This window comes from Streptomyces sp. NPDC003300 (assembly GCF_040610915.1).
GTDB lineage: Bacteria > Actinomycetota > Actinomycetes > Streptomycetales > Streptomycetaceae > Actinacidiphila.
The window spans coordinates 121,002-140,062 of record NZ_JBEXNE010000005.1; the positions used below are offsets into that span (position 1 = coordinate 121,002).

Here is a 19,061-nt window from a genome sequence, read left to right on the forward strand (position 1 = left end):
AGCGAAGGTGGGATCGGGAGCATGGACCTGGCTGAGCGGACGAGAAGCCGAGGGCGGGTCCGGCGCGGACACGTACACCAGGGACACGCACACCGGGGATACGCACACCGCGGACACGCGCACCGCGGGCGGATCGCGCTGGCCGCGACGGCCCTGACCGCCGCCGCCGTGCTGGCCGTGGCGCCGGGGGCGTCCGGGGCGTCCGGGGCGTCCGGCGCTCCGGGACCCGAGGCCGCGACGGCCACGCCGGTCAAACACGTCGTGGTCATCTTCGACGAGAACGTCTCCTTCGACCACTACTTCGGTACGTATCCGAAGGCCGCGAACACCGACGGCACGCGCTTCACGGCCGCCCCCGGCACCCCGACCCCGGTGAATCTGCTCAGCGACGGCTCCCGGCTGCTGACGCACAACCCGAACCAGTACCAGCCGCGCCGCCTGAGCCCGTCGCAGGCGCTCACCTGCGACCAGAACCACAGCTACACGCCCGAGCAGCAGGCGTACGACGGCGGCGCGATGGACCAATTCGTGCAGCACACGAGCAGCGACAAGTGCTCGGGCCTGTACGGGAGTCCGGGCCTGACGATGGACTACTTCGACGGGAACACCGTCACCGCGCTGTGGAACTACGCCCAGAACTACACGCTGGGCGACAACAGCTTCGGCGACGTCTTCGGCCCCTCCACGCCCGGCGCGCTCGGCCTGGTCTCCGGGCAGACGCACGGCGGCGTCTCGATCGACCCGAAGACCGGCGAGCAGGTCCCGGTGGAGCGGTCCACGACCGTACGCAGCCCCGACCCCACGACCGGGGTCGGCACGGTCGTCACCGACCCGGACCCGGCGTACGACGACTGCTCGGACAACAACCACACCGCGAGCGGCCAGCTCACCGCGATGCGCGGCCGCAACGTCGGGGACCTGCTCAACGACAAGGGCGTGACCTGGGGCTGGTTCCAGGGCGGCTTCGCGCCGACGTCCTCGCCGGGCGGCACGGCGGTCTGCGGCGCGACCCACGCCAATGTCGGCGGCAACGCGTCGGTGGACTACTCGCCGCACCACGAGCCGTTCCAGTACTACGAGTCGACGGCGAACCCGCACCACCTGCCGCCGACGTCCGCCGCGATGATCGGCCGCCAGGACCGGGCCAACCACCAGTACGACCTGACCGACTTCGACACGGCGCTCGCGGCCGGGAATCTGCCCGCGGTGTCGTTCCTGAAGGCGGCCGAGTACCAGGACGGGCACGCGGGCTACTCCGACCCCCTGGACGAGCAGCACTTCCTGGTCCGCGAGATCAACGCGGTCCAGCGGTCGCCGCAGTGGGCGAGCACGGCGGTGATCGTGGCGTACGACGACTCCGACGGCTGGTACGACCAGGTCGCCGCCGCGATCACCAACGGCTCCACCGACGCGGGCGCGGACACCGCCATGTGCGCCGACGGCCCGCCCGCCGCGGGCGGCTACCTCGACCGCTGCGGTCCGGGACCCCGGCTGCCGCTGCTGGTCGTGTCCCCTTACACCCGGCGCGATCACGTCGAGCACGCGCTGACCACCCAGTCGTCCGTCCTGCGCTTCATCGAGGACAACTGGGGTACGGGCCGGATCGGCGACGGCTCCTTCGACGCGACCGCGCACCCGCTCGACCCGATGTTCGACTTCGCCCGGCCCCAGCAGCGCGCGGTGCTGCTGAACGCGGACGGCTCGGTCGCGAAGACCGTGCCGGTACGGGTGGCGCCCGGCCGCAGGACCCCGCTCCCGGAAGGCGCGTCGGGCGGTACGGCGAGCGGTACGACCACGGGTACCAGCAGCGGTACCAGCAGCGGTACCAGCAGCGGTACGAGCAGGGGCGCGGCGTCGGCCGCGGACGCCACGACGGCGGGACCGGGTACGGGCGCGCCCGCCGCCTCGGGGCCGGGCGCCCGGCTGACCGGCACGGAGATCGCCGGCGGGTCCGCCCTGGTGGTGCTGCTGGCGGCGGCGGGCGGCACATGGCTGCTGCTCCGGCGCCGCAGGACGTGACAGCGGGCGGGCGGAAACAAAGCGACGGCAAAGCGAGGTCAAGCGGCGGTAAGCCGCGGCAAGCGGCGGCAAGCGGTGCCGACAGGCCGATCCCACGCTCCGGACCTGCCACGAACCCGAGCCCGACCTTCATCTTCTAAGAGGATGATTGGGACAACAGGCCGTCTGATTACGCCATCTGATGGATAGACTTCCGTGATTGCACACTTGTGACCGTCGGTGCGGGCTGCGGGCTGGGGAGGGCAAAGGCGCATGGCGCAGGCGAAGAAGATCACCATGTACGTACTGGTGATCTTCATCCTCTACACGATCATCAATCAGCCGGCCCGAGCCGCTGATCTCGTCCAGGTAGGCTTCCAGGGCATATCGAACGCCGCGAAGAGCATCGGGAAGTTCATGCACGACCTGGCCAACTGACCGGCGGGCCGTCCCGGCCGCTCCGGCGGCGCACCACCAGTACCCAGCGGCACGCGGCGGCATGCCGGCGGCGAGGGAGTCCCATGATCCGGCATCTGGTCCTGTTCAGGCTCAACGAGGGCGTGCGGCAGGACGAACCGCGTGTCCAGGCGGGCGCGCGGGCCTTCGCCGAGCTCGGCGAGAAGGTGCCGGAAACGCTCTCCTGGGAGTGCGGCTGGAACATCACGGACCGCCCGATCGCCTACGACTTCGCCATCAATTCCACCGTCGCGGACGCGGCGGCGCTGACGGCGTATCTCGAACACCCGGAGCACCGGGCGGCCGTCGCGCTCTGGTCGGAGTTCGCCACCTGGGTGATCGCGGACCTGGAGATCTGACCTCCCGGCCGAGCGCACGACGAGCGTTCACGCGCCCCCCGCCGACCCGCGGGGGGCGTTTTCGCGCCCTTTGAGCCCCCTCGCGCGCCACCTCCGCGCACCCTTCGCTCCGGATTCACACCGCCGGACGGGGGACTTCTGGGCCGCCGGTTCGTACAACACGGCAATATGCGGTGCTTGCACAAAGCGGACATGAATTGTGATGCTATGACCGCTTTTGCCGGATGAGTGGACCGATAAGGGGTGTGGTGTGCCGGTGTCGGCCCATACGGCGTCAACAACGTATCCCCGAGGCAGAACCCGTACGCCCAGTGCCAACGCGGCGGACGCGAGAGCGCTCACCCAGGTGCTCTTCGAGCAGATCACCAAGCTGGAGCCCGGCACCCCCGAGCACGCACGGGTGCGGGCCGCGCTGATCGAGGTGAATCTGCCGCTGGTGCGCTACGCGGCGGCCCGCTTCAGGAGCCGCAACGAACCGATGGAGGACGTGGTCCAGGTCGGCACGATCGGCCTGATCAACGCGATCGACCGGTTCGACCCGGAGCGCGGCGTGCAGTTCCCGACCTTCGCGATGCCGACCGTCGTCGGCGAGATCAAACGTTACTTCAGGGACAACGTGCGGACCGTGCACGTGCCGCGCCGCCTGCACGAGCTGTGGGTCCAGGTGAGCGGCGCGATCGAGGACCTGACCGTGCTGCACGGCAGGTCGCCGACGACGGCCGAGATCGCCGAGCGGCTCAAGCTCGCCGAGGAGGAGGTGCTGGCGTGCCTGGAGGCGGGCCGCGCCTACCACGCGACCTCACTGGAGGCGGCGCAGGAGGGCGACGGGGCGCCGGGGCTGCTCGACCGGCTCGGCTACGAGGACCCGGCGCTGTCCGGGGTCGAGCACCGCGACCTCGTCCGCCATCTTCTGGTCCAGCTTCCCGAGCGGGAGCGGCGAATCCTGCTGCTCCGCTACTTCGGCAACCTGACGCAGTCCCAGATCAGTGCGGAACTGGGGGTTTCGCAGATGCACGTGTCCCGTCTGCTGTCCCGGAGCTTCGCGCGGCTGAGGTCCGCAAACCAGCTCGAAGCGTAGCTGAAGAGGATTAAGTCACCTGCACGGATATGTCGACATGGCGCTACAGCGTGTTGCCGACATGTGACATTCTGCGGGTACCGCGTTTGTCGCGAGCCGGCCTCCGGTATTCCAGTGGAGGAACAACCGTCGCTCGCGACACCCGTCCGCGACCTCAAGGGGGTGGCATGTCCGTACAGGTGGGCAGTCCCAAGGTGCTCAAGCCCGACACGGCGACCGCACCGCACGATGCTCTTCACGGCGAGGCCATCGACACCCGCACGCTGTCCCGATCGCTGTTCCTGCGCCTCGCGGAACTGCCGGTGGACAGCCCGGAACGCACCTATGTACGTGACACGCTCATCGAGCTGAATCTGCCACTCGTGCGGTACGCAGCCGCTCGCTTCCGCAGTCGGAACGAGCCGATGGAGGACATCGTCCAGGTCGGCACGATCGGCCTGATCAAGGCGATCGACCGCTTCGACTGCGAGCGCGGGGTGGAGTTCCCGACCTTCGCGATGCCGACGATCGTCGGTGAGGTGAAGCGATTCTTCCGCGACACCTCCTGGTCGGTCCGGGTCCCGCGCCGCCTCCAGGAACTGCGGCTGGCGCTCACCAAGGCCAGCGACGACCTCTCCCAGAAGCTGGACAGGTCGCCGACTGTCGCCGAACTGGCGGTCTGCCTCGGGGTGTCGGAGGAGGACGTCGTCGACGGCCTCGCGGTGGGCAACGCGTACACCGCCAGCTCGCTGGACTCCCCGCCGCCCGAGGACGACGGCGGCGAGGGCACCCTCGCGGACCGCCTCGGCTACGAGGACACCGCGCTCGAAGGCGTCGAGTACCGCGAGTCGCTCAAGCCGCTGCTGGCCCAACTGCCGCCGCGCGAACGGCAGATCATCATGCTGCGGTTCTTCGCGAACATGACGCAGTCGCAGATCGGCGAGGAGGTCGGCATCTCCCAGATGCACGTCTCCCGGCTGCTCACCCGCACCCTCGCACAGCTCCGTGACGGCCTCACCGCAGAGGCATGAGGTGGCACTGACGGGGTGGTGACGACCTGACACCCCGTCAGTAAACTGACGTGATGGTCGCGTTGGTCTCGTACGTCGCGTTGAGGAAGACCCAAGCACTGCTGCGCACCACGGCTCCGGCGCTCGCCGCGCTGGGCCTGCTCGTCATGGCCACCGGCTGCGCGGGCGGCGGCACCACCGGCCATGTCGCGATCGGCGGCGTCGGCCCCTCCCCGAGCGCTCCCCACGACGTCCCCCCGGACGGCGACGTGGTCCTGGTCCCGCTCGACGGCCCGGCCCCCGGCGCCGCGAAGCCGTCCCGTACGCCCTCGGGCACGGACACCGGCACGGGGCCGCGTACACCCTCCTCCGGAGCGCCCCGGACACCCTCCTCGCCCCACGGGACCCCCACGACCCCCGGCGGACCGGCCAGCGGCTCGACGGCCCAAGCGGGCGGCGGCACGGACTCCGGTACGGGACCGGGCTCGGCTACGGGACCGGGCTCGGCTACGGGCGGCGGCACGGGTTCAGGGGGTACGGGCTCGGGGGGCACGGGACCGGGCGGCGGGTCCGGCGGGGCCACGACGGCGCCGCCGACGGCCGCGCGGCTGACCGTGAGCGCGCCCACGCGCACGGCGGACGCGGACCGCTGGTGCGAGAAGGTCGCCGTCACCTTCACCAACGCCGGGGGTCTGCCGGTGACGGCGGGCACGGTCACCTTCGGCACCCACATCATCGGCGGGCTCGGCATCGACTGGGCGACCGTGGAGACGGCGAAGCCCGTGCCGGTGCCGCTGGCGGGCGGGGCGTCGCGCACCGCCTCCTGGGACCTGTGCGTGGACGCCTGGCGGGTGCCGCTGGGCATGCACATCGAGACCAGGGACGTCACGCTGTCCTGACCGGCGCCGCCCTGGCGCCGACCCGGTCCCGGCCTGTCCCCCGATCCGCCCGTGGACCCCGTGACAGCCCCGACAACGGACCCGTCAAGACCCGTCCACGGACCTGCCCACCGACCTGTACCCGGACCTGTCCACGGACATCCGTGGCGATATGCCCCCGTTGGCACATCCTGCTGCGTAGGGACGGGCAGGGCGGGCGGTCAGCGCATCGCGAGCGCGACCACTCCGATGACCACGGCCACCGCCACGATCACACCGATCACGAGGCCGACCTTGCTGCGGCCCTGCGCCCGCTGCACCTCGGCGGCGGGCGGCTGCTCGTCGACGAAGGCACGGAACATCTGGGTGTTGCCGGCCGGGTCGTAGTTGTTCTCAGGGTTCGACATGCCGCCTGACCCTAGCGTCTCGACGGAAGGGCCCGCACCCCCGGCCCGCCCGGCGGCCACACGGCCTCCGGCCCGAGCCGTTCAGGCAACCCAGACACGTACCTCTTGGGCGGATACAGGCGTTTCCTTTGCTGAATCTTTGCCGCGATTCCGGGCAAAGAATTTGTCTGGCACAACCAACTACTTTACAGTTGCTTCAGGCAACCAAAGATCACAGCGGACTCACAGGCAGCTCCCGTAGCGGAAGGACAGGTGACCGTCGTATGGCGGACCGCGAGCAGTGCGTGGAACTCGCACACCAGCTCCGCACCACCTTCGTCGTCAGCCGCGAGATCGCCCGGGGGCTGCCGCCCGAGACCCCGCTCACGGCGGTCATGGTGCTCGGCGCCCTCGACCGCCACGGCGAGCTGCGGATGAGCAGGCTCGCCGAACTCCTCGACGTCGACATGTCCGTGACGAGCCGTCATGTCGCCTTCGGCGTCGAGCGCGGCTGGATCGACCGGGCCCCCGACCCGCTGGACCGCCGCTCACGGCTGCTGCGGCTCACCGAACACGGCACGCGGACACTGCGGTCCTCGTCCGACCGGGCCGCCGCCGTGGTCGCCGACCATCTGGCCGACTGGCCGGACGCCGACGTGGCCCGGCTCTCCGAACTGCTCGCCCGGCTGCGTGACAGCTTCGGCGACTGCCGCTCCGCCGCCTCGCGCGGCGGCGCCCACCACATATCGCGCGCCCAGACGGGCTGAAGAGGACTGAAGATGGCAACAACAACCCAGGCCGGCAAGCGGGACGGGCAGGCACCGGAACCGGGCCACGGCGGCCAGGAATCCGCGCCCATGTCGCACCGGCAGATCATGGAGGCGCTGTCCGGGCTGCTGCTCGGTCTGTTCGTGGCGATCCTGTCGTCCACGATCGTCTCCAACGCCCTGCCCCGCATACTCGCCGACATCGGCGGCGGGCAGAGCGCGTACACCTGGGTGGTCACCGCCTCGCTTCTCGCGGTCACCGCGACCACCCCGATCTGGGGCAAGCTCTCCGACCTGTTCAGCAAGAAGCTGCTGATCCAGCTCTCGCTGGTGATCTACGTGGTCGGCTCGATCGTGGCCGGCTTCTCCACCAACCCCGGCATGCTGATCGCCTGCCGCCTGGTCCAGGGCGTCGGCGCGGGCGGTCTGTCCGCGCTGTCGCAGGTGATCATGGCCGCGATGATCTCGCCCCGGGAGCGCGGCCGTTACAGCGGCTACCTCGGCGCGACCTTCGCCATCGCGACCGTCGGCGGCCCGCTGATCGGCGGTGTCATCGTCGACTCCACGCTCGGCTGGCGCTGGTGCTTCTACGTCGGTGTGCCGTTCGCCGTCGCCGCGCTGGTCGTGCTCCAGAAGACGCTGCACCTGCCGGTGGTCAAGCGGAAGGTGCGGATCGACTGGACCGGCGCCTTCCTGATCACCGCGGCCGTCTCGCTGCTCATGGTGTGGATCTCGCTCGCCGGTGAGAGCTACGCGTGGGTGTCCTGGCAGAGCTACGTGATGGTGCCGCTGTCCCTCGTGCTCGGCGCGCTGTTCGTCTACACCGAGACCCGCGCGGCCGAACCGATCGTCCCGCTGCGGCTGTTCCGCAACAAGACGATCACCCTCACCTCGATCGCGAGCCTCTTCGTCGGTATCGCGATGTTCGCCGGCACGGTCTTCCTGAGCCAGTACTTCCAGCTCGCCCGCGGCAAGACCCCGACGATGTCCGGCATCATGACGATCCCGCTGATCGGCGGCCTGTTCATCGCCTCGACCGTCTCCGGCCAGATCATCACCCGCACCGGCCGCTGGAAGGCGTTCCTGGTCTCCGGCGCGGTCCTGCTCACCGCGGGCTCCGCGACCCTCGGCCTGATCCGCAACGACACCCCGTACTGGGAAGTCGCCGTCTACATGGCCCTGTTGGGCCTCGGCGTCGGCATGATGATGCAGAATCTGGTGCTCGCCGTGCAGAACCAGGTCTCCGTCGCGGACCTCGGCTCGGCCAGCTCCCTGGTCACCTTCTTCCGCTCGCTGGGCGGCGCGGTCGGCGTCACCGCGCTCGGCGCGGTGCTCGGCAACCGCGTCACGCACTTCGTCACCACGGGCCTCGCCGACCACCACATCACCGGCGCCGGGACCGGCGGCGGCATCCCGGACGTCGAGCAACTGCCCGCCCCCGTCAGGGGGATCGTGGAGAGCGCGTACGGCCACGGCATCGGCGACGTCTTCCTGTACGCCGCGCCCTTCGCCCTGCTCTCCTTCCTGCTGGTGATCTTCGTCAAGGAGACCGCCCTGCGCACCCGCAGCGGTTTGCAGCAGGCTGAGGCGGGTACGGGCCGGGCGGCGGAAGTCGCCGTCGCGGAGCTGGCGGCGGCCGAGACCGGCGCGGCGGACATCGCCGCCACCCAGACGGGTACGCCCGAGGCGGAAGCCGTCCGGGACCGCTCGGGCGACCAGACCCGGTAACCGGGAGGGCCGGTCACCCGGCCCGCAGGAACTCCCGGCCGACTGTCCTGTTCCCACAGCGGAGAGGTCCAGGGCGGCGGACGGGACCGGGTCCCGGAGGACGGCCGGAGCAGGGGACGGCCGAGGCCGTCCACCGGGACCCAGCACGAAGGGCGTGCCGCCGGAGCCGATGTCACGGCACGGCGGCCCGCCCCCTCTCGTCGGACGCCGTTTCGGCGTAAGGCCGAAGGCGCCTGCGGCCGCATCCGCGGGTGCCCGACGTAGGGTGCTGGCATGGCTCCCAACATCGCCACGAATACGTCCGTCACGCTGGATGAGCTGCTGGAGTTCGTGCGCCCGCGGCACCGCGCGATCCTGCTCACCACCCGTTCCGACGGCCGCCCGCAGGCGTCCCCGCTCACCTGCGGGGTCGACGACTCCGGCCGGATCGTCGTGTCGACCTACCCCGAGCGGGCCAAGACGCGCAACGCCCGCCGCGATCCGCGCGCCTCGCTCGTGATCCTCTCCGACGAGTGGAACGGCCCCTGGGTGCAGGTCGACGGCACCGCCGAGGTCATCGACAGCCCCGAGTCCGTCGAGCCGCTGGTCGAGTACTTCCGCAACATCTCGGGCGAGCACCCCGACTGGGACGAGTACCGCTCCGCGATGGTGCGGCAGGGCAAGTCCCTGATCCGCGTCACCCCGGAGCGGTGGGGCCCCATCGCCACCGGCGGCTTCCCGGCCCGGCTGGCGTAGCGCGCACTCCCCGTCCCGTCGGAGGTTCCGACTCCCGCGCCCTGAGCGGTCGTTGCCCTCAGCCGCTCAGGGCGGCGGTCGGGTGGGTGCGGGCGGCGCGGATCGCCGGGTAGAGCCCGGCCACCGCGCCGATGAACAAGGTCGCGCCGACCGCGATCAGCAGGGTCACCGGCGGCACCGACAGCGGCCAGCCCTTGATGACGGCGAAGCCCGCCGTCACCGCGACGCCGAGGGCCGAGCCGAGGACGCCGCCGAGCGCCGAGAGCAGCAGGGCTTCCGCGAGGAACTGCGCCCGGATATGGCGGCGGGTGGCGCCCAGCGCGCGGCGCAGCCCGATCTCGCGGCGGCGTTCCAGCACGGAGATGATCATCGTGTTGGCCACGCCGATGCCGCCGACGAGGAGGGCCACGGAGCCGAGCCCGACGAGCAGCCCGGTGAACGCCTGGTCGGCGGCGTTCTTCGCGGCGAGCGCGTCGGAGGGCCTGGACACGGTGACCTCGTCGGGCGCCTGCGGGTTGACCGTACGGCCGAGGCGGGAGCGTACGGAGTCCACGGCCGCGTCCGCCGAGCGCTCGTACACCACGGTCGGGCTGCCGTCGTAGCCGAACTGCGAGCGCGCGACGGGGGTGCCGACCAGTGCGGAGGTGTCCAGCTCCGGGGCGAGCGGCACCGCTTCGAGGATGCCGACCACGGTGAAGTACCGTTCGCCCAGCCACACTTGGGAGCCGGGGGTGACAACTCCCAGCCGCTCGGCGGTCTTCGAGCCGAGGACGACGGCGGGGAACTTCGCGGTGGCGGCGTTGAGCCACGATCCGGCCGCGAGTCTGGCGCCCACGGTGCCGATCAGGCGGAGGTCGGCCGCGCGGGCGGTGATGCCGCCGGTGGCGTCCTTGTCGGACAAGTGGCTGCGGTACACCGGGACGCTGAGGTCGCCGTAGCCGCTGGTGCTCTCGACGCCGTCCAGGAGGCCGACCTTCGCGATCGTGTCCTGCGGCAGCTTCGTGTCCTGCCCGAAGAGGCTCTTGCCCGCCTGCGCGGTCAGCAGATTCGTACCGAGCTTGGCGAGTTGGGCGTTGAGCTTCGCCTGGCTCGACGCGGAGATGCCGACGACGGCGATCATGGCGGCGATGCCGATCGCGATGCCCAGCGCCGAGAGGAGCGCGCGGGCGGGACGGGTGCGCAGCCCGACCGTGCCGAGTCGCAGCAGGTCGCGGCCGAGCAGGCGCGAGCGGGGCGGCCTCCGGCCCGGACGCGGTGGAGAGGCCGCCGCCGTGGCCTGGGCGCTCACGCCGACGCCCTTTCGCCGGAGGCGACAGAGGACGCCCCTCGCGCCACTCCCCCGGAGGGCCCGCTGTCCCCACCGGCTCCCGCACCACCGGCCGCTCCGGCCGCACCGGCCGCTTTGGCAGCTCCGGCAGACTCGGCCGCTTCGGCCGCTCCGGCAGGCTGGGGCGCTTTGGACGCCCCGGCCGGGCCCGAGTCCGACAGGACTCGTCCGTCGCGGATGGCGATCCGGCGGGGCAGGCGGGCGGCCAGCTCGGCGTCGTGAGTGATGACCAGGACGGTGGTGCCCTGGGCGTTGATCTCGTGCAGGAGCTCGACGACCCCCGCGCCGGAGGCCGAGTCGAGGTTGCCGGTCGGCTCGTCCGCGAGGAGCAGCGGCGGGTCGCCGACCACGGCGCGTGCGATGGCGACGCGCTGCCGCTCGCCGCCGGAGAGCTGGTTCGACTTGTGGTCGTGGCGGTGGGCGAGCCCGACGCGGTCGAGGACGGCCCGCGCGCGCTCGCGCCGCTCGGAGCGGGGGACGCCCGAATAGAGCAGCCCGTCGGCCACGTTGTCGAGCGCGGTGACGCCGTCGGCCAGGTGGAACTGCTGGAACACGAAGCCGATCCGGTGCGCGCGCAAGGCGGACAGGGCACGGTCGGAGAGGTCGTTCACATCCACCCCTTCGATGGCGACCGAGCCCGCGGTGGGCCGGTCAAGGGTCCCGATCAGGTTGAGGAGGGTCGATTTGCCGGAGCCGCTGGGGCCGACGAGCGCGACCAGTTCGCCCTTCCGCACGGTCAGGCTCACTCCCGCGCACGCGAGTACCGGAGGCTCGCCGTAACCGCGCTCGACATCGCGCAGTACGACGATGCCAACGCTGTCGCCGCTGTCGCCGCTGTCGCCGCCGCCGAACTCGTCGCGGCCGCCGCTGAGTTCCCTGGTGTCGCTCACAGTCCCGGCACCACGACCCTCTGACCCTCGGCGACGCCGTCGCCGGAGATCTCCACCCGGCCGCCCGCGAACAGGCCGGTCCTCACGGGGACGCGCGTGGTCCTGCCGTCGGGTCCGACGACCTCGACCCCGAACCGGTCGCCGTCGAGGGCCTGGAGGGCGCCGACGGGTACGGACAGCACGTGCTCGCGCGTCGCCGAGGGGAAGTTGACGGTCACCGTCGCCTGCTGGAGCGCGCCCACCGCGGCGGGGTCGGCCAGCGAGACGACGACGGGGATCACCACGGCCTTGCCGGTGCCGCCCTCCTTCTCCGTGGGCACCCCGACACCGGTGATCGTGCCCTTCGTGGACGTGCCCGAGGGCAGGTCGATGGTCACCTTGCCGCCCACGACGGCCAGTTGCTGATCGGCGAGCTTGAGGTCGACGTCCACCTTCTTGTCGAGTCCCGTGATGCCGAGGACCGGCGCGCCCGCGCCGAGCCGGTCGCCGACGGACACCTTCACGGCGGCGACGCGTACGTCCCCCGGCACGAAGACGACGCGGCCGAGTTCGACGGTGCCGGTACGGCGCTGGCCCGTGGCCTTCTGCCAGGCGCGGACCGCCTCCGCGGTGCGCGCGGTGAACTTCTCGTCGGGTGCGAGGCCGAAGTACCCGAGCTTGGCGAGGCCGCGCTCCAACTGCCTGACGTCGGGCCCGTCGTCCATCCCGGCGCGGAAGGCGCGCCAGGCGGGAAGCGGCCCGCGGAAGAGGAACACCGGCACGTTGTCGACCGCGAAGAGCCGCTGGCCGAGCCTGATCCGCGTGCCGGTGGCGGGCAGTTGGGTGACCACGCCGTCCATGCCGCCCGCGATGTCGCGCGCGACGGCGAAGGCGAGGGTGCCGGAGTTCTTGGTCGTACCGGTGAGCGTGCCGCGCTCGACCGGCGCGGTCTCGACGTGCGGGGTCTCCTTGGCGGTCGCGGGCGAGCGGTCACTGCCGTACGCGTAGATCCCGGCGGCGCCGCCGCCCCCGAGCAGGAGGACGACCGCGAGGGCGGCGCCGGTCACGGCGAAGCGTTTCCTAGCCATTGGGGCGCACGCCCCCCATGTCCGCGTTGCCGCCGCTCGCGCACTTGGCGACCACGTCCTTGGGCGCGTCCTGCGGGACGGTCAGGCCGATGACGCCCTTGCCGGGGTCGGGGACGTCCACGCCGTTGTCGCGGAAGCACTTGGCGCTCTTGAGCGCGTCCTCCTGCAACTGCTCGTCCGTCTTGTTCTCCATGCCGGGTACGGGCGGCGGGTCGCCGAGCGTCCCGCGGCACTTCGTACTGGCCTTCTCCAGCGCGGCCATCTCCGAGGCGTCCTGCGACTCGGTGACGGCGAGGCCGCCCTTGCCCGGGTCGGGGAAGTCGATGCCCTCGTCGCGCATGCACGTGGAGAAGGCGAGCTGCCAGTCCTCGAAGCTCTTCGCCTTGGCGGTGGGCTTGCCGGTGTCAGCCGTGCCGCCGCCGTCGGTGCCGCCGCCGCAGGCCCCGAGGAGCACGATCGTCAGCGGTACCGCGGCCACGGACCCGAGCAGGCGCCGGCGCTGCTTCGTAAGGAACATGGTGTCGTCCTTTCGGCGCGGCACCCCGTGGTGCCGCTCGTCCCGGACAGTCCATCGATCGCGCGGTTGCGAGGGAGTCAAGGGATTCTTTTAGCTTTTGATGACACCGCGCGCGGGCAGCGCGAAGGTCACGGTGAGCCCGCCGCCGGGGTTCGCGGCGATGCCGAGCGCCGCGTCGTGCACGTCGGCGACGGCGGCGACGATCGCCAGCCCGAGGCCGTGATGCCGCTGCCCGCCGGCGCGCCCCTCAGACCGCCCGGCCGTACGTCCCGTGCCGCGCACGAAGGGCTCGGTGAGGGAGGCGACGGTGCCTTCCGGCACCACGGGTCCGGTGTTGACCACGCGCACCTCGGCGCCGCCTTCCGGGGCCGGTCCCGTACGCACCTGGAGCGAGCCGCCCGCCACGTTGTGCCGCACCGCGTTCTGGAGGAGATTGGCGACCGCCCGGTGCAGGAGCACGGGATCGCCGACGGCCGCGGCGGGGCGGAGGTCGAGGCCGGCCCGGACGCCCGAGGCGTCGAGTTCGTCGTGCAGGTCGCGCAGCGCGTCCGCCGCGATCCGGGCGAGGTCGAGGCCGTCCCGGCGGACGCCGCGCGCGCCGATCTCGGCGAGGGTCAGCAGCGAGTCGACGGTCTCGATGTTGCGCCGGTTGGTCCGGTAGACGCGCTCGGCGACCTCGCGCAGTTCGGGGTAGCCGACCTCGGGGTCGGGCTCGCGGTCGGCCAGCGCGACCTCCAGCATCGTCTGGTTGGCCGCCAGGGGCGTCCGCAGCTCGTGGGAGGCGTTGGCCGCGAACCTGCGGTGCGCCTGGAAGGAGCTGTCGAGCTTTTCGAGCATGTCGTCGAAGGTGTCCGCGAGGTCGTGCACCTCGTCCCCGGGGCCGCGCATGCCGATGCGGTGGTCGAGCGCGCCCGTCGCGGCGAGCTTCGCGGCCGAGTTGATCGCCGCCAGCGGGCGCAGCACCCGGCCCGCGACGACCCAGCCGATCACCGCGCCGATCACCGCGAGGACGACGAGCACGACGGCCGAGACGATCAGCAGCGTGTTGAGGATGTCGGAGGCGCTGCTCAGGTGCAGGGCCGAGGCCGTGTCGGCGTCACCGTTGGTGGGGCTGACCGGCGACGGGACGACCTTCACCCCCGGCACGGACATGCCCTCCTCCAGTTTCGACGGCAGGATCGCGTACGTCGGCACGTACCGCATGAAGACGTACACGGTGCCCAGCATCAGCGCGCCGGTGGCCGTCAGAAGGGTCGCGTAGGTGAGGGTCAGGCGGGCGCGCATCGTCATCCGCGGGCGCCAGGACAGCATGCCGAGGGGGGACGTCCTGTCGGTCACGGCCGGTCCCGGTCGGTCGCGTCGGGTACGGGGGCGCCGAAGCGGTAGCCGCTGCCGGGGACGGTCTGGATCACCCACGGCTTGCCGAGCTTCTTGCGGAGGTTGGAGATGGTCACGCGGATGGTGTTCGTGAACGGGTCGGCGTTCATGTCCCACGCCTTCTCCAGCAGCCGCTCGGCGCTGAGCACACCGCCGCCGGCCCGCATGAGCAGTTCGAGGACGGCGAATTCCTTGCGGCTGAGCCGTACCTGCCGTCCGTTCCTGCTCACCTCGCGGCGGTACGGGTCGAGGCCGACCCCGGCCGCCTCCAGGGACGGGGGCGCGGCGGGCTGATTGCGCCGCTCCAGGGCGCGCAGCCGCAGGACCAGCTCGGGGAAGTCGAACGGTTTCGCGACGTAGTCGTCCGCGCCCCGCTCGAAGCCGGTGACCTTGTCGTCGAGGGTCCGCGCCGCGGTGAGCATCAGCACACGGGTACGGGGGTGGTCGGCGACGATCCGCGCGCAGACGTCGTCCCCGTGCGTGCCGGGGACATCGCGGTCGAGGACGACCACGTCGTAGTCGTTGACCGCGACGTGTTCGAGGGCGGTGTCGCCGTCGTGCACCACGTCGGCCGCGATGCTCTCCCGGCGCAGGCCGGTCTGGATCGCTTCGGCCAGGAACACCTCGTCCTCGACGATGAGCACCCGCATGGCTTCCTCGCTTCCGCCTGTTCCGCTGTTCCGTACGTCCTGGCGCGCTCACGCGTGCCGCGTACGGCGTGCGTGGGGGTACGTCGTGGCCGTCGCACCCGTCGCGCCAGATTCAGCTAAACATGGGGGGGATTGCGAAGCCGTAAAGGAATGCGCCGCGGCGGCGCCCCCGGGTGTGCGGGGCGCCGCCGCGGCGCGGTCGGGGGACGAGAGCGTCAGGACGTGGGCGCGGTCAGGTCGTAGACCGTCGTGCCGCCCACGGTCTTGGCCGTGTAGTGGGCCTTGACCCAGGTGGTGATGGCGGACGCGGTACCGCTGCCGCCCATGCCACCGCCGCCGCCCTGGCCGCCGCCGAGGAAGTAGTGGATCTTCCCCGCGGCCACGTACTTCTGGAACTGGGCGAGGGTGGGCGAGGGGTCGCTGCCGTTGAAGCCGCCGATGGACATCACCGGCTTTCCGGTGGCGAGCTGGTAGCTGGCCTGGTTCTGGGAGCCGATCGCGGCGGCGACCCACGTGTAGTCGCCGGAATCGGCGAGGAGCAGCTTCTTCATGGCGGAGCCGACCTGGGTGCCGTTGAGCAGGCCGCCCATGCCGCCGCCGTTGCCGCCGGGGGCGCCGGGGGCGCCGGGGGCGCCGTCCTGGCCGGTGCGGCCGGTGCCGGGCATGGTCTGCCCGTTCTGGCCGTTCTGGCCGCCGCCGAAGGGGCCGCCCTGGCCGGTCTGCCCGTTCTGGCCGCCGGGCATGCCCTGCCCCTGCCCCTGACCTTGGCCGTTGGTGGGGCCGCCGCCCATGCCGGGCGGCATGCCGCCGCGGCCACCGCCACCGCCGCCGGGACGTCCGCCGCCGCCGAAGCCGCCCATGCCGCCCTGGACGGCGGGCCCCGCGGTCACGATGGAGCCGGAGTGACCGGTGTTCACGGTGTTGAGGGTGTACGCGACGGGCCCGCCGAGCGCCGCGGCGACGCCGACGAACGCGGCGATCACGCCGAGCCGGGCGGCGACCCGTACCCCGGGCATCGCACCCGCGAGCAGCCCCGCGGCGGCGACGAAACCGCCGATCAGGACCGCGCCGCGCAGCCACGGGAGCCAGTCGGAGGAACGGTCGAGGAGTACGTACGACCACACGCCGGTGCCCGCGACGGTCACGGCGAGCACGGCCGCGGCGGCGATGTGCGTGCGCCGGGCCCACAGCAGTGCCGTGCCCATGCCGACGACGGCGGCGATGTAGGGGGCGAGGGCGATGTTGTAGTACTGGTGGAAGATCCCGGACATGAAGCTGAAGGTCGCGAAGGTGATCAGCAGCGCGCCGCCCCACACCAGGAACGCCGCGCGGACGGTGTCGGTGCGCTTGGCGCGCCAGGTCAGCCACAGTCCCGCGGCGAGCAGGACGAAGGCCGCGGGCAGCAGCCAGGCGATCTGGCCGCCCATCTCGGAGTTGAAGAGCCGCCCGATGCCGGTCTCGCCCCACATCCCGCCACCGCCACCGCCACCACCGCGGCCCCCGCCGCCTCCGCCGACGCTGCCGGTCTCGTTGCCGGTGATGCGGCCGAAGCCGTTGTAGCCGAAGGTCAGCGACAGGAAGCTGTTGTCCTGCGAGCCGCCGATGTACGGGCGGGACGACGTCGGCCACAACTCGACGATCGTCACCCACCAGCCGCCGGACACCACCATCGCACCGCCCGCGGCGAGGAGTTGGCCGATACGGCGGCGCGGCGTCGTCGGCGCGCAGACCGCGTAGACCAGTGCGAGCGGCGGCACGATCAGCCACGCCTGGAGGGTCTTGGTGAGGAAGGCGAAGCCGAGCGCGACGCCCGCGATCAGCAGCCACTTCGTCCGGGCGTCCTCCAGCGCGCGCAGCACGCCGTAGACGGCGACGACCATCAGCAACGCCAGCAGCGCGTCGGGGTTGTTGAAGCGGAACATCAGCGCCGCGACGGGGGTGAGCGCCAGGACGGCGCCCGCGATCAGGCCCGCGCCCGCGCTGAACCGGCGGCGTACGGCCGCGTAGAGCACGCCGACCGTGGCGACGCCCATCAGCGCCTCCGGCACGAGGATCTGCCAGGAGCCGAGGCCGAACAGCCGCACCGACAGGGCCATCGGCCACAGCGCGGCGGGCGGCTTGTCGACGGTGATGGAATTCGCGGCGTCGGAGGAGCCGAAGAAGAACGCCTTCCAGCTCTGGCTCCCGGCCTGGACGGCCGCGGAGTAGAAGGAGTTGGCGTATCCGGCGGCGCTCAGATTCCACAGGTAGAGGACCAGGGTGCCGAGCAGCAGCGCGAAGAACGCGGGGCGCACCCAGGCGGCGTCCTCCGCCCGGCCCCGCCAGGTCCGCCGCGCGAGCCCTCCCCGGTGCCCCGCTGGTCGCGGCGCCGGTTCCGCGACCGGATGCCCGAACACGTCCGTGTCCACTGTGGTGTTGCCCGGCGCGCTCATCGCGCCCTCCTCAAGTCGTCGCGGGGGGAAGGGGTTTCGTGGGCCGGGAGGTCGGCAGACCGGGTCCCGTACGAGACGGGGCCGGCCCCGGTGACCGTCTCACCGTCGCGGAAGGCCGCCGTGGCCGTCTCACCGTCGCGGAAAGCCGAGCCGCCGGTCGCGCCCTCGGGGAAGACCCACGCCCGGAAGAGCAGGAATCTGAGCACCGTCGCCGCGAGGTTCGCCGCGATCAGGACGGCCAGCTCCGTGCCGTGGTCCGGGTGGGCGGTCGCCGCGTGCAGGGCGGCCAGTGAACCGCTGGTCAGGGCGAGGCCGATGGCGAAGACGACGAGGCCCTGCGCCTGGTGGCGTACGGCCTGGTCGCGCCCGCGTACGCCGAAGGTGAGCCGCCGGTTGGCGGCGGTGTTGCCGAAGGCGGAGAGCAACAGCGCAAGTGCGTTGGCCACTTGGGAGCCGGTGCCGAGCCGGAAGAGCGAGAAGAGCGCCAGGTAGACCAGCGTGCTGAGCACCCCGACGACGCAGAAGCCGACGAGCTGCCGCGCCAACCCGGCAGGCACGCCGGTGAGTTCGCGGTCGCGCGGGTCGTCCCCGAAGGGCCGCCGCAGCCGGTCGAGCGCCAACTGCCCGGTGGCCAGGGCCCGGCCGACCCGCCAGACGCCGCGCAGGTCGTCGGTGGCGGTGCGGACGAGATCGACGCTGCTGTCCGGGTCGTCGACCCAGTCGACCGGCACCTCGTGGATGCGCAGGCCCGCGCGTTCGGCGAGCACCAGCATCTCGGTGTCGAAGAACCAGCCGGTGTCCTCGACCATCGGCAGCAGCCGCTGGGCGACATCGCCCCTGATGGCCTTGAATCCGCACTGCGCGTCGGAGAAGCGCGCGGCCAGCGAGCCGCGCAGTATCAGGTTGTAGGCGCGGGAGATGAACTCCCGCTTCGCGCCGCGCACCACCCGCGAGGAGCGGGCGAGCCGCGAGCCGATCGCCAGGTCGGAGTGGCCGGAGATCAGCGGCGCGACGAGCGGGAGCAGCGCGTTGAGGTCGGTGGACAGATCCACGTCCATGTACGCCAGCACGGGCGCGTCGGAGGCGGACCACACCGTCCTCAACGCCCTTCCGCGGCCCTTCTGTTCGAGCCTGAAGGACTCGACCTCGGGGAGTTCCGCGGCCAGCGCCTTCGCCACCGCGGACGTCAGGTCCGTACTGGCGTTGTCGGCGACGGTGATCCGGAAGGGGTAGGGGAAGGTGCCCGACAGATGCGCGTGCAGGCGGCGGACGCAGGGCTCCAGGTCGTTCTCCTCGTTGTACACGGGGATGACGACGTCGAGGACCGGGGCCGCCTGGGCACCGGGCCCGGCCGGGTGTTCCGGAGCTGTGCCCGCGGCCGGCAGGTGCTGCCGGGCGGGCAGATTGCCGAGTTGGGTTCGCATGAT

17 protein-coding genes and 1 pseudogene are annotated in these 19,061 nt (G+C 71.9%); 9 read left to right on the plus strand and 9 right to left on the minus strand.

Annotated elements, in window-relative coordinates:
- The first annotated feature begins 21 nt into the window (after positions 1-21).
- The 6 genes from ABZX65_RS09590 (at position 22) to ABZX65_RS09615 (ending at position 5,779) form a co-directional block, all read left to right on the plus strand.
- On the plus strand, positions 22-2,019 hold the full coding sequence (locus ABZX65_RS09590) for an alkaline phosphatase family protein (RefSeq protein ID WP_355336531.1): 1,998 nt from the start codon (positions 22-24) through the stop codon (positions 2,017-2,019).
- Between the two features lie 252 nt (positions 2,020-2,271).
- Positions 2,272-2,436: a hypothetical protein gene (locus tag ABZX65_RS09595; protein ID WP_188284483.1), complete on the plus strand. Its 165-nt coding sequence runs from the start codon at positions 2,272-2,274 to the stop codon at positions 2,434-2,436.
- A gap of 83 nt (positions 2,437-2,519) precedes the next feature.
- Positions 2,520-2,813, plus strand: a complete 294-nt coding sequence (locus ABZX65_RS09600) for a Dabb family protein (RefSeq protein WP_355336532.1) — start codon at positions 2,520-2,522, stop codon at positions 2,811-2,813.
- Positions 2,814-3,063: 250 nt separating this feature from the next.
- The gene (locus tag ABZX65_RS09605) at positions 3,064-3,891 is read left to right on the plus strand and encodes an RNA polymerase sigma factor SigF (protein ID WP_188284485.1); all 828 of its coding nucleotides are present in this window, start codon (positions 3,064-3,066) and stop codon (positions 3,889-3,891) included.
- A 167-nt stretch (positions 3,892-4,058) separates the two neighbouring features.
- Positions 4,059-4,901: an RNA polymerase sigma factor SigF gene (locus ABZX65_RS09610; protein ID WP_093712083.1), complete on the plus strand. Its 843-nt coding sequence runs from the start codon at positions 4,059-4,061 to the stop codon at positions 4,899-4,901.
- Between the two features lie 53 nt (positions 4,902-4,954).
- Positions 4,955-5,779, plus strand: coding sequence for a hypothetical protein (locus ABZX65_RS09615; RefSeq protein WP_355336533.1), 825 nt, complete (start codon positions 4,955-4,957; stop codon positions 5,777-5,779).
- 200 nt (positions 5,780-5,979) lie between these two features.
- Here the strand turns inward: ABZX65_RS09615 and ABZX65_RS09620 are convergent, their stop codons facing one another.
- The gene (locus ABZX65_RS09620) at positions 5,980-6,165 is read right to left on the minus strand and encodes a hypothetical protein (RefSeq protein WP_355336534.1); all 186 of its coding nucleotides are present in this window, start codon (positions 6,163-6,165) and stop codon (positions 5,980-5,982) included.
- Between the two features lie 263 nt (positions 6,166-6,428).
- Between ABZX65_RS09620 and ABZX65_RS09625 the strand changes: the two genes are divergently transcribed.
- The 3 genes and pseudogenes from ABZX65_RS09625 to ABZX65_RS09635 all read left to right on the plus strand — a co-directional run bounded on the left by ABZX65_RS09625 (position 6,429) and on the right by ABZX65_RS09635 (position 9,374).
- Positions 6,429-6,911, plus strand: coding sequence for a MarR family winged helix-turn-helix transcriptional regulator (locus ABZX65_RS09625; RefSeq protein ID WP_355336535.1), 483 nt, complete (start codon positions 6,429-6,431; stop codon positions 6,909-6,911).
- 12 nt (positions 6,912-6,923) lie between these two features.
- Positions 6,924-8,483, plus strand: a pseudogene (locus ABZX65_RS09630) (MDR family MFS transporter); the annotation flags it as partial.
- A 429-nt stretch (positions 8,484-8,912) separates the two neighbouring features.
- Positions 8,913-9,374, plus strand: a complete 462-nt coding sequence (locus ABZX65_RS09635; protein ID WP_355336536.1) for a PPOX class F420-dependent oxidoreductase — start codon at positions 8,913-8,915, stop codon at positions 9,372-9,374.
- A gap of 58 nt (positions 9,375-9,432) precedes the next feature.
- Here the strand turns inward: ABZX65_RS09635 and ABZX65_RS09640 are convergent, their stop codons facing one another.
- The 8 genes from ABZX65_RS09640 to ABZX65_RS09675 form a co-directional block, all read right to left on the minus strand.
- Complete coding sequence (locus ABZX65_RS09640; RefSeq protein WP_355336752.1) at positions 9,433-10,596, minus strand: ABC transporter permease; 1,164 nt, start codon at positions 10,594-10,596, stop codon at positions 9,433-9,435.
- 62 nt (positions 10,597-10,658) lie between these two features.
- Positions 10,659-11,501, minus strand: coding sequence for an ABC transporter ATP-binding protein (locus ABZX65_RS09645; protein ID WP_355336753.1), 843 nt, complete (start codon positions 11,499-11,501; stop codon positions 10,659-10,661).
- 86 nt (positions 11,502-11,587) lie between these two features.
- On the minus strand, positions 11,588-12,658 hold the full coding sequence (locus ABZX65_RS09650; RefSeq protein WP_355336537.1) for a peptidoglycan-binding protein: 1,071 nt from the start codon (positions 12,656-12,658) through the stop codon (positions 11,588-11,590).
- The gene (locus ABZX65_RS09655; protein WP_355336538.1) at positions 12,651-13,175 is read right to left on the minus strand and encodes a hypothetical protein; all 525 of its coding nucleotides are present in this window, start codon (positions 13,173-13,175) and stop codon (positions 12,651-12,653) included. Before ABZX65_RS09655 ends, ABZX65_RS09650 begins: the two co-directional genes overlap by 8 nt.
- A 90-nt stretch (positions 13,176-13,265) precedes the next feature.
- Positions 13,266-14,513, minus strand: coding sequence for a HAMP domain-containing sensor histidine kinase (locus tag ABZX65_RS09660; protein ID WP_355336539.1), 1,248 nt, complete (start codon positions 14,511-14,513; stop codon positions 13,266-13,268).
- Positions 14,510-15,202, minus strand: coding sequence for a response regulator transcription factor (locus ABZX65_RS09665; RefSeq protein WP_355336540.1), 693 nt, complete (start codon positions 15,200-15,202; stop codon positions 14,510-14,512). The genes ABZX65_RS09660 and ABZX65_RS09665 overlap by 4 nt, the downstream gene beginning before the upstream one ends.
- A gap of 215 nt (positions 15,203-15,417) precedes the next feature.
- Positions 15,418-17,634, minus strand: a complete 2,217-nt coding sequence (locus ABZX65_RS09670; protein ID WP_355336541.1) for a glycosyltransferase family 39 protein — start codon at positions 17,632-17,634, stop codon at positions 15,418-15,420.
- Positions 17,631-19,058, minus strand: a complete 1,428-nt coding sequence (locus ABZX65_RS09675) for a bifunctional glycosyltransferase family 2/GtrA family protein (protein WP_355336542.1) — start codon at positions 19,056-19,058, stop codon at positions 17,631-17,633. Before ABZX65_RS09675 ends, ABZX65_RS09670 begins: the two co-directional genes overlap by 4 nt.
- Positions 19,059-19,061: the final 3 nt, after the last annotated feature.

What these genes read in the sequence shown, in the direction of transcription:
- ABZX65_RS09590 (WP_355336531.1), top strand. Translation starts at nt 22, where the DNA reads ATGGACCTGGCTGAGCGGACGAGAAGCCGAGGGCGGGTCCGGCGCGGA.
- ABZX65_RS09595 (WP_188284483.1), top strand. Translation starts at nt 2,272, where the DNA reads ATGGCGCAGGCGAAGAAGATCACCATGTACGTACTGGTGATCTTCATC.
- ABZX65_RS09600 (WP_355336532.1), top strand. Translation starts at nt 2,520, where the DNA reads ATGATCCGGCATCTGGTCCTGTTCAGGCTCAACGAGGGCGTGCGGCAG.
- ABZX65_RS09610 (WP_093712083.1), top strand. Translation starts at nt 4,059, where the DNA reads ATGTCCGTACAGGTGGGCAGTCCCAAGGTGCTCAAGCCCGACACGGCG.
- ABZX65_RS09615 (WP_355336533.1), top strand. Translation starts at nt 4,955, where the DNA reads ATGGTCGCGTTGGTCTCGTACGTCGCGTTGAGGAAGACCCAAGCACTG.
- ABZX65_RS09620 (WP_355336534.1), bottom strand. Translation starts at nt 6,165, where the DNA reads ATGTCGAACCCTGAGAACAACTACGACCCGGCCGGCAACACCCAGATG.
- ABZX65_RS09625 (WP_355336535.1), top strand. Translation starts at nt 6,429, where the DNA reads ATGGCGGACCGCGAGCAGTGCGTGGAACTCGCACACCAGCTCCGCACC.
- ABZX65_RS09635 (WP_355336536.1), top strand. Translation starts at nt 8,913, where the DNA reads ATGGCTCCCAACATCGCCACGAATACGTCCGTCACGCTGGATGAGCTG.
- ABZX65_RS09650 (WP_355336537.1), bottom strand. Translation starts at nt 12,658, where the DNA reads ATGGCTAGGAAACGCTTCGCCGTGACCGGCGCCGCCCTCGCGGTCGTC.
- ABZX65_RS09655 (WP_355336538.1), bottom strand. Translation starts at nt 13,175, where the DNA reads ATGTTCCTTACGAAGCAGCGCCGGCGCCTGCTCGGGTCCGTGGCCGCG.
- ABZX65_RS09665 (WP_355336540.1), bottom strand. Translation starts at nt 15,202, where the DNA reads ATGCGGGTGCTCATCGTCGAGGACGAGGTGTTCCTGGCCGAAGCGATC.
- ABZX65_RS09670 (WP_355336541.1), bottom strand. Translation starts at nt 17,634, where the DNA reads ATGAGCGCGCCGGGCAACACCACAGTGGACACGGACGTGTTCGGGCAT.
- ABZX65_RS09675 (WP_355336542.1), bottom strand. Translation starts at nt 19,058, where the DNA reads ATGCGAACCCAACTCGGCAATCTGCCCGCCCGGCAGCACCTGCCGGCC.